We start from the raw sequence: 13,625 nt of genomic DNA, 5'->3' as shown, positions 1-13,625 counted from the left end.
TATAAAATGCCCTCGTGGTGCAACGGATAGCACGTAAGATTCCGGTTCTTAAAATGGGGGTTCGATTCCCTCCGAGGGCGTACCTACCTCTTGTTCTAATAGAACAAGAGGTTTTTTATTTTTATACTTCGAACAATATTGACAGCACAAAGTGGATTGGAGCGGAAGGGTGCGAGACTCCTGCGGGATCAGCGGGACAGGTGAGACCCCGCAGACGCGAAGCAGTCGAGGAGGCTCACCGCCCGCCCCGCGGAAAGCGAGCATCCTGGAGCGGAAAGGAACGTTCAACGATAACAACAAAAAACTAACCCTCCACGTAAAAAGTTTAAAAACCATTTATTTTGGATACTATGATTAAAGTGTAATTAAAAGGAGAAAAAATTTTAGAAATAGAAAGTGAATTGTTTGACCTTTATTGACCATCAGTGTATGATAACATTACATAAGGATTTATTTTCCTTTGAATAAAAATTTGATAAAGAATCGGCAACCATTCGCCGAGCCAATCAAAAAGGAGGAGCAAGTATGAACTTAATTCCTACAGTTATTGAACAAACTAATCGTGGTGAACGTGCATATGATATTTACTCACGCTTGCTTAAAGATCGTATCATTATGCTTGGAAGTGCAATCGATGATAATGTAGCAAACTCGATTGTTGCTCAACTATTATTTTTAGACGCTGAAAACCCAGGTAAAGATATATCACTTTATATTAACAGTCCTGGTGGCAGTATCACAGCTGGTATGGCTATCTATGATACGATGCAATTTATCAAATCAGATGTCTCAACTATTTGTACTGGTATGGCTGCATCTATGGGTGCCTTTTTACTTGCCGCTGGTCAAAAAGGAAAACGCTATGCCCTTCCAAATAGTGAAGTAATGATTCACCAACCTCTTGGTGGTGCACAAGGACAAGCGACTGAAATTGAAATCGCTGCTAAACGTATTCTATTCTTACGTGAAAAATTAAATAAAATTTTGGCTGAACGTACTGGCCAACCTCTAGAAGTAATTGAAAAAGACACTGATCGCGATAATTTCATGACTGCTGAAAAAGCAAAAGAGTATGGTCTAATTGATCAAATTATTACACGTTCAGACGAAAAAAAATAAAAAGCGAAAAATAAAACGAAAAAGAACTGTACAAGTGACAGTTCTTTTTTTTATTCATTTTCAATAAATTTGGTTAAAGTATCTATTGCTTCATTTTCATCATGGCCATCTGCGCTTAGATTAATCATTGAACCCGCTCCAGCTGCAAGGCTCATTAATCCCATAATGCTTTTCGCGTTTACCTTTTTGCCATCCTTTTCAAGATAAATCTCTGAGGAAAATCGATGGGCTTCTTGAACGAACAATGCTGCTGGACGTGCCTGCAATCCAGTTTTTAGTTTTACTTCAACTCGTCTTTCTATCATGTTTTCTCCCCCTTTTTATTTACAGTAATTGATCAATTGTTATTCATTTTGCCATTGATTTTTTATCTAGTTCTCCTGCCCGTAACTTATCGGCAATTTCGTCAATTTTTCGCAATCGGTGATTGATGCCTGACTTGCTAATATTACCGGATGAAACCATTTCCCCTAATTCCTTTAAGGTTACATCTTGATATGCGACACGTAATTCCGCAATTTCCCTTAATTTATCCGGAAGAATTTGCAGACCGACTGTTTCATCAATATACCGAATGTTTTCTACTTGTCTTAAGGCAGCACCGATCGTTTTATTTAAATTTGCCGTTTCACAATTGACGAGGCGATTGACCGAATTTCGCATATCCCTTACAATTCTTACATCTTCAAAGCGAAGAAGAGCATTATGCGCACCGATTACATTCAAATATTCGGTAATTTTTTCTGCTTCTTTTAAATACGTAATAAATCCCTTTTTCCGCTCTAATGTCTTACTATTTAACTGAAAGAAATTCATGAGCTCACACAAGGAGTCATTATGCTCTTTATATAATGAAAAAATCTCCAAATGATAAGAGGAGGTCTCAGGGTTATTTACGGATCCTCCTGCAAGAAAAGCTCCTCGCAAATAAGACCGTTTACAACACTTTTTCTTTATCAAAGCGGGGGAAATATGATGTATAAATGTAAACCCTTCACCTAAAATATCAAGATCCTCTAAAATTTCCTTTGCTTTTGTTCTCAACCTAACAATATACACATTGTTTTTCTTTAAACGCATTTTCTTTCTAACTAATAATTCAACAGGTGTGTCGTAAATCCTTTTAATTAATGTATAAATTCTTCTCGCAATCGCTGCATTTTCTGTTTGAACATTAACGACCAATAGCTTGTTCGAAAAAGATAATGAACCGTTCATACGAATAAGAGCAGATAACTCTGCTCGTACACAGCAATCTTTAATCTGTAAATTTGTGAGCTCTTTTTTTGTTTCCGAAGCAAATGACATTCTCCATACCTCCTATTCCCTATTCTTTAAAGCAATCAATGATTTGATTACTAAATAAAACAGGAGAAGCTTTTCTAATAAAACGGGGGTAATAGGAACGTATATAAGTCAATTAGATCATTAAATCCCCAAGCTTCTTTATTTAGAATCTATATTTATTAAAGGTTGATCAATTAATGAGTAAAGTATTTTAGCAACCTTTTCAGTATCATGACGGATTACTCCATCATTATAAGTGATAATTTTATCATAAATAACATCAATTCCAAGCGCTAATAATCTTTCGACATCATAGATGACAGGTTTGGCTAGCTCTTCTTCGTATTTCTCCTGTATATTCGCTGGAATTTCTTCATTATTTACAAGTACCGTATCTATAAACGAACAATCCATATGATCATAAATCGCTTTTACATGATCGCTGGCAGTGAAATCTAATGTTTCACCTGCTTGTGTCATTAAATTGCAAATATATACCTTTTTCGCCTTTGCATTGCATACTTCTTTTCCGATCTCTGGAACAAGAAGATTCGGTAATATACTCGTATATAGACTCCCCGGTCCAACAACAATTAAATCCGCTTTCCGAATAGCACGAATGGTTTCTGATAAAGGATGGATGACTTCGGGTGTCAAAAATACTCGTTTAATTTTCTTCCCTGAAAAAGGAATTTTTGATTCACCTGATACAATCGTTCCATCTTCCATTTCTGCATGTAGAATAACGCTCTGATTAGCAGCTGGTAGCACCTTGCCGCGCACATTTAACACTTTGCTCATTTCTTGAATGGCATGAACAAAATCTCCAGTAATTGATGTTAATGCAGCGATTATTAAATTTCCTAACGAATGTCCAGCTAGCTCATTCGAAGTTTTAAAGCGATGTTGAAACATTTGCTCGATTAACGGTTCTACATCTGAAAGAGCGGCCATGACGTTTCTAATATCACCAGGCGATGGTATATCCATTTCATCCCGAATACGTCCTGAACTTCCTCCATCATCTGCTACTGTAACAATTGCTGTGATGTCGACTGGATATTTTTTTATCCCTCTTAATAACACAGGTAATCCAGTTCCGCCGCCGATAATAACGATTCGCGGCTTTCTATCCATTCTCATGTTGTTGTTTCCTTCCTTTTTTTAATATCACGATGAGTAATTCTAGTGTGATAATCGTTTTTTAAATATTGCCCTATATATTCAGTTAACGCCACTGAACGATGTTGTCCACCCGTACAGCCTATCGCAATGATCAATTGACTTTTTCCTTCGCGCTTATAATGAGGCAGCATAAATGATAATAAGTCTGTCACTTTTTCAAGAAATTTATTTGTTTCATTCCATTTTAAAACATAGTCATATACCTCTTGGTCAAGACCTGTTTTTGGACGCATATTTTCAATATAAAATGGATTAGGAAGAAATCGGACATCGAATACTAAATCGGCATCTATTGGAATTCCGTGTTTAAATCCAAATGACATAACATTGACAGTAAATGTCGATTGTTTATTCATTGAAAACTCATTAAGAATTTTTTCCCGCAATTCTTTTGGCTTTAATTCTGATGTATTAAAAATAATTTGTGCCCGCCCTTTAAGCTCTTCAAGCAGCATTCGTTCTTGACGGATTCCTTCCAGTGGTAAGCCGGAAGGTGAAAGTGGATGCATTCTTCTTGTTTCCTTATACCGACGCACCAATACCGAATCGTCGGCATCTAAAAAAAGAATACGTGGCGATACCCAAGATGTTTCAGTTAGATCGTCCAATGCTTTGAATAAATGCTCAAAAAATTCCCGTCCCCTTAAATCCATTACGAGTGCCACTTTATTCATTTTGTTAGTAGCATCCTTCATTAATTCCAAAAACTTCGGAAGCAATGTAGGAGGTAAGTTATCCACACAAAAAAAGCCAAGATCCTCAAAGCTTTGTATCGCAACGGTCTTACCAGCACCAGACATTCCCGTAATGATCACTAATTGAACATTATTTGCACCTGTGCTCATTCTTTCTCCTCCTAAAATTAGTTTCCAATTCTGTTTCTATGTAATTAACTAGGATCTAATCGATACGATAGTAATTCCAATTCCGGTGTATAGGTAAAATTCCCATAAATGATTCCATTCCCATGGATCACATAATCCAAAATATGATAATCGCCCGCTGCCATTGGCAGTTTATTTATTTCATTAATTGAATGCCATTGTAATATTCCTTCTTCAGAGTGCTGCAGAGGTTGGCCATCCCCTTCGGTTGATTTAAACGAAAACATCATCCATTCCGAAATGATGTCTTTTCCGTCTTTTATATTGAAAGTAAAAACACCTTTAAGTATAGGTTGTTTAATATATATTCCCGTTTCTTCACGAAATTCACGAATGACTGATTCACGAACAGATTCCCCCTGTTCCATTTTTCCGCCAGGAGCAACCCACCAGTTTCTACTCGGTTTTTGTAAAAGCAACACCTTATCTTCTTTAATATACACATTATTGGTTACTCGTTGCATCGGTATCACCTCAGTGGGATAAAAATGTAAATTTATTATATATGTCAATTAATTATACTATTTTTAAAGGCTTCAAACAACGAAAGACAAAACATTCCAAAGCAGTTGGGTTGAAATGAAGCGATAATTAACAGCCTAGGTTAGTAGCCAATAAAAAAAGAGCATAGGCCAAAGCCTATGCTAACAAGGGATCTTATAAAAAAAGGGGGTCAATTTCAACTATCTTTATCATACCGAATGTTTATTTCAAGAGCGTTACAAAACAATGACTTTTTAGTTAAGGTTATATTCCTAAAAACCAATAAGTTTTATATCATTAACATTGGTTATACGTGTAGCTTCTCTTTTAGTTCTTCTACGTAGACTTGAGCATTTTGAGCAGCAATACTTCCATCACCTGTGGCAGTAACAATTTGACGTAATGTCTTTTCACGGACATCCCCTGCCGCAAAAATCCCCGGAACTTTTGTAACCATATTTTCGTCCGTTACAATATAGCCTGCATCGTTAGTAATACCTAAATTTTGGAACGGCTTTGTTAGTGGAACCATGCCGATATAGATAAATACGCCATCGGTTTTAAATTCTTTTTCTTCTCCATTTTCTGTTGAAACAAGAGTAACGGAATTAACTTTACCATTCTCTTCGTGTATTTCCTTAATTGTATGATTCCATATAAAATCAACTTTTTCATTAGCAAAGGCACGGTCTTGAAGAATTTTTTGTGCACGAAGCTGATCACGTCGGTGAATAATCGTTACTTTGCTTGCAAAACGAGTTAAATACACGCCTTCTTCAACGGCAGAGTCACCGCCGCCAATTACAACTAACTCTTTACCTTTAAAGAATGCTCCGTCACAGACCGCACAATAAGATACACCGCGTCCGCCTAATTCTTTTTCACCCGGAACACCAATTTTTTTGTACTCTGCTCCAGTTGCGAGAATAATCGCTCTAGCTTTATATTCCTTTGCCCCTGCTTTGATTGTTTTGTATTCTTCCCCATCAACAATCTCTTTAATATCACCATAGGCGTATTCTGCACCAAATTTTTTCGCATGTTCAAACATTTTATTTGAAAGATCCGGTCCGAGAATATGATCATAGCCTGGATAATTTTCTACTTCCTCGGTATTTGCCATTTGACCACCCGGAATTCCACGTTCAATCATTAATGTCGATAAATTTGCACGAGATGTATAAACGGCTGCAGTCATTCCAGCTGGACCTGCACCTATAATGATGACATCATAAATTTTTTCCTCTGACATACTCAACACTCCTTAGCAAATGTCAAAAATAATCGTTATCGTTTGATTGCTGCTTCGAAAGATAACATAGACCGTTCCTTTCGCTCCAATCCACTCTGCATTTGCATTGTAGAAGGCAACATTCTTAGAAAAGAACCTTGATAGTCAGCAACTTTTCAATTTAATTAATGCTATAAGCATTCCCTAACTATCTATATCCTATAAGACAAAGACATTTCCGTCCAAAAATATGCTTACTTACAATATTGAAGGACAATTTTTGCATATTTTTGTAAGGTTGAGCTTGAAATTTTATAGCTTTTAGATATTTCTGCCTGTGATTTTTTCTCACGCTTTAATTTATTCCATAAATATTCCGTAGCAGCGGCAAATGCTCGTAGGTTTGTAAATTCCTGCCCGTTTTTAATGCCTTCCAAGAAAACTGAAAACCACATTAGGAATAGGCCAGATGATGCAACACCAATTGGATGGTGTTTTTCATATAAAATATTGGCCACTTGGTGAGCTCTTGAGATAATTCCATCCGGATCAAATTGTTTTTTTAAATCCGCATCAAGTACATTGGCTAAATAAACCTTTTCTGTAAGTGAAAATTCATCTAATGATTTAAAATCAGGATGGGAAACCATTTCTTCTTTACGAGTTGACTTGGATAGAATGAAGATTCCAAACAATCGTTCCTCCATAAAATCACTACGCAGTTTCTTTAGTGTCGAAGCCACATCGTCTTCGAATCCAACATCTTTCCCGCTTCTTTCATTCCATGGTTCCTGTCCTTCCTTTTCGGGGCTAAGCTCTAGTAATTGCTTCCATGCATTTCTCGCCGTTTGTTCGTGTCCGGTGAAATATGCTGATTGTGACAGCCAATAATAATAACTGGAATCTCCTTCAAACCCATACTTTTTCAATTTATTCAACCACATATATGCTTGGTTGTGTCTTCCAATTAGTGCAAAGGTAGCACCTAATTTATATTTATGTTCAATCAACAGAGGTTTGACTTTTTCCAACCCTTCTAGAAGTACTTGAAGTTCTTGATCACGCCGTTGGTGATAAAGAAACACAGCTAAATTACAAATGCCATGCAAATTACCAGGATTTTTAACGAGGAGATCGTCTAAAACGGATGCAGCCTTTTCCATATCTCCTAAATAGAAGTACCCTAGTGCAAGATTATTATATGCAGACCAGAAATCAGGGAATTCTTCGATTAAACTAGTAAGAATTTCAATCGCTTTTTCAAAATTGCCTGATTCAAGGAGTTGCCTTGCTTTATCTTGTTTTAAAATCAACTCATCCTTAATCGGAAAGTCATCCTCGCCGTCTTCTTCCATACCAATGATATAAAGCAAATCCTCCGCATCTTCAATAAACTCCCCGTATGGATCCGTATCGAGATACGAAGTTGCATAGTTTTTTGCCTCGCTAAATAATCCAAGTTCAGCAAAATTATTCGCTAAGAAATAAAGACACTCTGTCATAGACGGATCAAGTTCTTCAAGGATTCGATTAAAGAGATCATTGGATTCTTGATATTGTTCTAATTGCATATATACTAAGCCAAGTTGACAAGCAATCATCGGTTCATACGGTTCCAATTGTATTGCACGTTCAAGGTATTTCCGTGCGCCTGTCAAATCATGACGATGAAAAGCATTTATTCCTTTATTAAAATAGTATTCTCCAGTAGGTATAAACGACAAGACTACTCCATTCTCTTGTCTTACCTTTGAGTCTTTTGCCATGAAAGTCCCTCACAAATCGTTCATAGTTAACTTCTGTAGTATAACATATAAACGAACAATGATTAACAGTCAAACATTGTAATTTCAAGAGAAAACCCTTCGCGAAGCTATTTTAATAAGAAAAAGCCCCATAAAAAAATTAGGGGCTTGACTCTTCTTTATTTCGTATTTCCATTTCCTCTTTTGTATAAATTAGTCGCATTGGATTACCGCCAACAAATGCTCCGGAAGGGACGTCCTTATGAACAAGCGTTCCCGCTGAAACAATTGCCCCATCCCCAATTTCGACACCAGGCAGGATGGTGGTATTTGCTCCAATCATTACCTCACTGCCAATTTTGACTTCTCCAAGACGATATTCTTTAATTAAATACTCATGAGCGAGAATTGTTGTATTATAGCCAATAACTGTATTTTCACCAACAGATATTTTTTCTGGAAACATAACATCCAACATGACCATAAGGGCAAAAGATGTTTTGTCACCAACTTTCATTCTTAAAAATGTGCGATATAGCCAATTTTTCATCGATAAAAATGGTGTATATCTAGCTAGTTGAATGATTAGAAAGTTCTTGGCTACCTTCCAAAACGGAACTGTCTTATACACATGCCACAAGGAATTAGCACCCGAAACAGGGTGACGAGTTGTTTTGCGCATTAACGATTAACTCCTACGATGTTAATAAGATCTTGCATTTCCTCCAAAAGAAAATCGGGATTGAAGCTTTCAATATAGGCCCGTCCTTTTGCTGACCATGCTACTCCGGCAGATAGCGTACCGGCATTTTTCCCAGCAAGAATATCGTGAAAATTATCTCCGACCATGATGGCTTCATTAGGTGTAGAGTGTAATAATTTCAACGCTTTTTGGACTGGTTCAGGATGTGGTTTTTCATGTTCAACTTCATCTAAAGAAATGATTATGTCAAAAAATTGATCTAAGTTCGTCAGCTTAAGTCCCCTAATAATGGTATCTCGCTTTTTGGTAGAAACAATCGCCATTTTAAATCCATTTTGATGCAGAGTTTGTAATGTTTCAAATACCCCATTAAACTCTTTCACAAGTAAATCATGATTTTCTAAATTATATGCCCGATAATTTTCAATCATTTCCTCAGTTCGTTCCTTATCAATTGAAGAGAACGTGGCATATAAAGATGGCCCAATAAATGGGAGAACATCTTCGCGTTTATACTGGTCAGGATAATAACCATTTAATGTATGTAAAAAGGAGGAAATAATTAACTCATTCGTATCGATCAATGTTCCATCCAAATCAAAAAGGATTGTTGTTATTTTATTGTTCATAAAGAGCTCCCTTTCTACCTCTGTTATTATTTTTTCGGACATTTTTTTGATTATCTATAAAATAAATACATTTATTTCGGTTTATGAATAAATTCTTTGATATACGTATTTCGGCTTTGGGCCAGTTTATCTATATCATTCAAGCTTTTTTATATACTTATTTCGAGTTCGCACCTGTTTATCTATATCATTCGAGCTTTTTGATATACTTATTTCGGGTTCGCACCTGTTTATCTATATCATTCCGGCTCTTTGATATACTTATTTCAGCTTTGCACCTGTTTATCTATATCATTCGAGCTCTTTGATATACTTGTTTCGGGTTTGCACCTGTTTATCTATATCATTCCGGCTCTTTGATATACTTATTTCAGCTTTGCACCTGTTTATCTATATCATTCCGGCTCTTTGATATACTTATTTCAGCTTTGCACCTGTTTATCTATATCATTCCGGCTCTTTGATATACTTGTTTCGGGTTTGCACCTGTTTATCTATATCATTTTTGACGATTGTAACCCATAACAACCTGATTATTAATCCGCGAATAAAGAAATCGGCCATTTCGCCGATTTCTCAGAATCCCACCCTCGGTGTATTATTTTTTGCAACTTCCCTACGATTCCAAATAAATCCGACGATAAGGGTTAATAAAATGGCTGTAAAAAGACGAATGAATAATAATGGTAACACCGGTATACCTAAAGGTACAAAAATTAGCGTATCTTCCACAACCGCATGACAGCCTACCAGAAATATAAAGGCTAATGTCACATCTTTTTTGCTAACGCCATCTTCCTTTACTGCCTGAATCATCACTCCTGCACCATAGGCTAAGCCAAATAATAATCCGGCGGCGAGAGTAGTAGATGTGTTTTCTTTCATTCCTAGAATGCGTGTAAATGGTGCCATTATTCGTGAAAACCATTGTAAAACCTTTAAATCTTTTAAAATCTGAATACCAACCATTAATGGAATAACGATAATTGCTAACTGGTAAACCCCTAATGCGGCTTTCACAACTGCATGCCATGCAATCGCCCAAATTCCGGATAATTCCTCATCTTGTGGTGCTATCATTCCGTACTGTGCTGTTTCATGACCACCATGCCATACAAGATTAATAAACAAAGCTGACAGAATAGCTAATCCTACCCTAACGAGAATCATTATCCAAACCTTCACGCCCACCTTTACCGCTACGCTTGATTCGATTAGTAAATTATGTGCAAATGAAAGCATGACTGCGATCGTAAATACCTCTTTAACCGAAAGATCCACAGACAAAATTCCGGCAATCCCCGCGTATAAGTTTAGAAAATTTCCGAGAACGATAGGAATGGCCGCATCACCAGATAAACCGAAAATACCCATCAACGGAGAAATGAGTTTGATCACCCATGGTAATACTGGTGTGTACTGCAGAACCGCGACAATTAAGGTAACAGGAAAAATAATTTTTCCTAGTGTCCACGTTGTTTTTAAACCTGACCATATACCTATTTTTAACGATTGTACCATTTTTCATTTCTCCCCATGTTTTGTTCTACTCTCGATAGCGTTCTTTTGCCATTCCAGTAACCTTCCGAATAATCCAAAGAGCGAGAGCAATGACAACTAATACAATCGAAATCACCTGTGCCATTCTTAAATTAGTTGTAAGCATTAAACTATCCGTTCTTAATCCTTCTACAAAGAACCGGCCAATTGAATACCAGATAACATAGCTTAAGAATAGTTCCCCTCTTCGTAAATTCACTCTTCTTAATAAGATAAGTATGATAAAGCCAACAATATTCCAAATTGATTCATATAAAAATGTTGGCTGGTAGTAAGTTCCATCAATATACATTTGATTTATAATAAAATCCGGTAAATGAAGATTTTCAAGAAATGTTCGACTTACCTCCCCACCATGGGCTTCTTGGTTCATGAAATTTCCCCAGCGGCCAATTGCTTGCCCAAGAATTATACTTGGTGCCGCAATATCAGCTAATTTCCAAAATGAAACTTTTTTTATCCGTGAAAAAATAATCGCTGTAATAATCGCACCAATTAAAGCACCATGAATGGCAATCCCACCATTCCAAATTTTAATGATATCTTGTGGGTGTGTGGAATAATAATTGTTCCATTCGAATATTACGTAATAAATACGGGCGCAAATAATTGCAATTGGAATCGCCCAAATTAATAAATCTGCAAACAGATCTTTGTTAAGGCCAAGTCTTTCGGATTCTTTCATGACTAAATACAAACCTAGGGCGATCCCTACCCCGATAATAATTCCGTACCAATGAACTTCAAGCCCTCCTAATCGAAAGGCAATCGGATTCAAAGGTGTAATGTTTGATTCCATATGTATTAAGCTCCTTCCCTCTTCTATGTAAAATTCTACATTTCTTCCCGATCACCTTCATCAATAATGACATCTGCCAAACGATCGGTAAATTGCTGCGCTGCATTAACACCCATTCGTTTTAACCGGAAATTCATAGCGGCTACCTCAATAATAATCGCTAAGTTTCTTCCCGGTCGAACAGGAATTGTCAACTTAGTTAATTCTGTATCGATGATTTTCATTTTTTCTTCGTCAAGACCAAGTCGATCATAGTGTTTACTTTGATCCCATAATTCAAGGTCTACGACTAAGGTGATACGTTTATGGCTTCTTACAGCTCCAGCTCCGAACAAAGTCATGACATTAATAATTCCTAATCCACGTATTTCCAGTAAATGTTCAATTAAATCCGGGGCATTTCCGACAAGTGTATCGGTATCTTCTTGACGGATTTCTACACAATCATCTGCTACAAGACGATGTCCCCGTTTCACAAGTTCTAAAGCAGCCTCACTCTTACCAACACCGCTTTTTCCGGTGATTAAAACACCAACACCGTAAATATCAACTAGGACACCATGGACTGCTGTTGTTGGAGCCAGCTTAAACTCCAAATAATTAGTCAAATGGCTGGAAAACCGTGTTGTCTTCATTTTTGTGCGCATGAGAGGGACAGAATACTCCTCCGAAGCCTCAATTAATTCTTCTGGAACATCCATCTCCCTTGAAATAATGATCCCTGGTGTAATATCATTACAAAGTTTTTCTAAACGAATTTTTCGCTCAGATGGATCCAACCGCTCACAAAAAGTGATTTCAGTCATCCCTAGCAGCTGGATTCTGTCAGCTGGATAATAATTAAAAAAACCAGCCAATTCTAATCCTGGTCGTGATATATCACTCGTTGTGATTGGTCGATGAATCCCTTCCTCGCCACTAATTAATTCTAAATTAAATTTTTTAATTATATCCTCAATACGAACCTTTGCCAAATTGGCATCCTCCTTAAGCGAAAAGCGCAGGCGCCTTGCTCATCAACGTAAAAAACTTACAGGACTTTGACAAAATCCTGAAGTATTCTAATCGATAGGCACCGGAGCTAGACATCTTTAAATTTAAAACATCATCAGGCTGGAATATTAAACTTTCTTTATTTTAGCATTTTACCGCTATCCAAAACCACCCTAAATACTTCATTCCTTTACTGTGGGTACCGAAAACGAAATGAAATTCATATTATGAAAGTAAGACATAATGAAAGGAGAGGATTATGTTGAAGATTATGCTTGATGCGGGCCATGGACCGAATACTCCTGGAAAAAGAAGTCCAGATAATTATAAAGAATTTTCATTTACAAGTTCTGTAGCAGATTATGCGAAAGTAATACTAGAAACATATGAAAATGTTACAGTTTACTTTGCACATTCCAAAAAGGAAGATGTGCCATTAAAAGAAAGAACAGATAGAGCAAATCAATTAAAGGTCGACTGTTATGTTGCTATTCACGCAAATGCTTACGGAACAACTTGGACGAGTGCAAATGGAATTGAAACCTATGTATATCCTACAAAGCCAAAGGAGGCGCTCGCTCTTGCAAATAGAGTGCAAAAAAATCTAGTCATTGCTACTGGGCTAACAGATCGGGGTGTAAAAACGGCGGATTTCCATGTGCTTCGAGAAACGAATATGACTGCCATACTTTCTGAATGCGGATTTTATACAAATAAAAGTGAACTCAAGCTAATTCGCTCAGAATCGTATCAAAAAACATGTGCTGAAGCAATAGTGAAAGGAATTGTTGACCAATACAAGCTTAAAAAGAAGAAAGCACCAACTCCTCCAAAAAATGATACAAAACCCAAGGAGCTTTACAGGGTCCAGATTGGTGCATTTGCAGATGAAAAAAATGCAGAAAAGCTGCTAAAGGAATTAAAGGATAAGGGCTACAACCCAGTGATTGTGAAGGATAGCTAAGAGGATGTATTAACCAAGAATAAAGGACGGGAAATGATTCCCG

At 36.9% G+C, this 13,625-nt stretch carries 14 protein-coding genes and 1 tRNA gene; 3 read left to right on the top strand and 12 right to left on the bottom strand.

Translation table 11 applies throughout. The features are described 5' to 3' along the window. Positions 1 to 8: 8 nt before the first annotated feature. Positions 9 to 80 (top strand) — tRNA-Arg (locus I5776_RS05350). 445 nt (positions 81 to 525) lie between these two features. Further along, the gene (clpP, locus tag I5776_RS05345) at positions 526 to 1,119 is read left to right on the top strand and encodes an ATP-dependent Clp endopeptidase proteolytic subunit ClpP (RefSeq protein ID WP_202779313.1); all 594 of its coding nucleotides are present in this window, start codon (positions 526 to 528) and stop codon (positions 1,117 to 1,119) included. 50 nt (positions 1,120 to 1,169) lie between these two features. Here the strand turns inward: clpP and I5776_RS05340 are convergent, their stop codons facing one another. The 12 genes from I5776_RS05340 to hprK all read right to left on the bottom strand — a co-directional run bounded on the left by I5776_RS05340 (position 1,170) and on the right by hprK (position 12,599). After that, a complete protein-coding gene (locus tag I5776_RS05340; RefSeq protein WP_202779312.1) occupies positions 1,170 to 1,424 on the bottom strand; it encodes an HPr family phosphocarrier protein in 255 nt (84 codons plus the stop codon). A gap of 43 nt (positions 1,425 to 1,467) precedes the next feature. After that, positions 1,468 to 2,427, bottom strand: coding sequence for a DNA-binding protein WhiA (whiA, locus tag I5776_RS05335; protein ID WP_202779311.1), 960 nt, complete (start codon positions 2,425 to 2,427; stop codon positions 1,468 to 1,470). A gap of 138 nt (positions 2,428 to 2,565) precedes the next feature. Next, positions 2,566 to 3,549, bottom strand: coding sequence for a gluconeogenesis factor YvcK family protein (locus tag I5776_RS05330; protein WP_281397292.1), 984 nt, complete (start codon positions 3,547 to 3,549; stop codon positions 2,566 to 2,568). Continuing rightward, positions 3,546 to 4,436, bottom strand: coding sequence for an RNase adapter RapZ (rapZ, locus tag I5776_RS05325; RefSeq protein WP_202779310.1), 891 nt, complete (start codon positions 4,434 to 4,436; stop codon positions 3,546 to 3,548). The genes I5776_RS05330 and rapZ overlap by 4 nt, the downstream gene beginning before the upstream one ends. Positions 4,437 to 4,480: 44 nt before the next feature. Then, positions 4,481 to 4,939: an NUDIX hydrolase gene (locus I5776_RS05320; RefSeq protein ID WP_202779309.1), complete on the bottom strand. Its 459-nt coding sequence runs from the start codon at positions 4,937 to 4,939 to the stop codon at positions 4,481 to 4,483. Positions 4,940 to 5,265: 326 nt separating this feature from the next. Continuing rightward, complete coding sequence (gene trxB, locus I5776_RS05315; RefSeq protein ID WP_202779308.1) at positions 5,266 to 6,210, bottom strand: thioredoxin-disulfide reductase; 945 nt, start codon at positions 6,208 to 6,210, stop codon at positions 5,266 to 5,268. Positions 6,211 to 6,443: 233 nt separating this feature from the next. After that, the gene (locus I5776_RS05310; protein ID WP_202779307.1) at positions 6,444 to 7,955 is read right to left on the bottom strand and encodes a tetratricopeptide repeat protein; all 1,512 of its coding nucleotides are present in this window, start codon (positions 7,953 to 7,955) and stop codon (positions 6,444 to 6,446) included. 139 nt (positions 7,956 to 8,094) lie between these two features. Next, entirely contained in the window at positions 8,095 to 8,616 is a 522-nt protein-coding gene (locus I5776_RS05305; protein ID WP_202779306.1) for an acyltransferase, read from the bottom strand. Then, complete coding sequence (gene ppaX, locus I5776_RS05300) at positions 8,616 to 9,266, bottom strand: pyrophosphatase PpaX (protein ID WP_202779305.1); 651 nt, start codon at positions 9,264 to 9,266, stop codon at positions 8,616 to 8,618. Before ppaX ends, I5776_RS05305 begins: the two co-directional genes overlap by 1 nt. Before the next feature lie 576 nt (positions 9,267 to 9,842). After that, positions 9,843 to 10,787: a nucleoside recognition domain-containing protein gene (locus I5776_RS05295; RefSeq protein WP_202779304.1), complete on the bottom strand. Its 945-nt coding sequence runs from the start codon at positions 10,785 to 10,787 to the stop codon at positions 9,843 to 9,845. 25 nt (positions 10,788 to 10,812) lie between these two features. Then, positions 10,813 to 11,625: a prolipoprotein diacylglyceryl transferase gene (gene lgt, locus I5776_RS05290; protein ID WP_202779303.1), complete on the bottom strand. Its 813-nt coding sequence runs from the start codon at positions 11,623 to 11,625 to the stop codon at positions 10,813 to 10,815. A 35-nt stretch (positions 11,626 to 11,660) separates the two neighbouring features. Then, positions 11,661 to 12,599: an HPr(Ser) kinase/phosphatase gene (hprK, locus tag I5776_RS05285; RefSeq protein WP_202779302.1), complete on the bottom strand. Its 939-nt coding sequence runs from the start codon at positions 12,597 to 12,599 to the stop codon at positions 11,661 to 11,663. 278 nt (positions 12,600 to 12,877) lie between these two features. Between hprK and I5776_RS05280 the strand changes: the two genes are divergently transcribed. Then, complete coding sequence (locus I5776_RS05280) at positions 12,878 to 13,582, top strand: N-acetylmuramoyl-L-alanine amidase (RefSeq protein ID WP_343066438.1); 705 nt, start codon at positions 12,878 to 12,880, stop codon at positions 13,580 to 13,582. The last annotated feature ends 43 nt before the right edge of the window (positions 13,583 to 13,625 follow it).

This window comes from Heyndrickxia vini (assembly GCF_016772275.1).
Taxonomy (GTDB): Bacteria; Bacillota; Bacilli; order Bacillales; family Bacillaceae_C; genus Heyndrickxia; species Heyndrickxia vini.
This window is presented reverse-complemented; position numbering and strand designations above follow the sequence as displayed.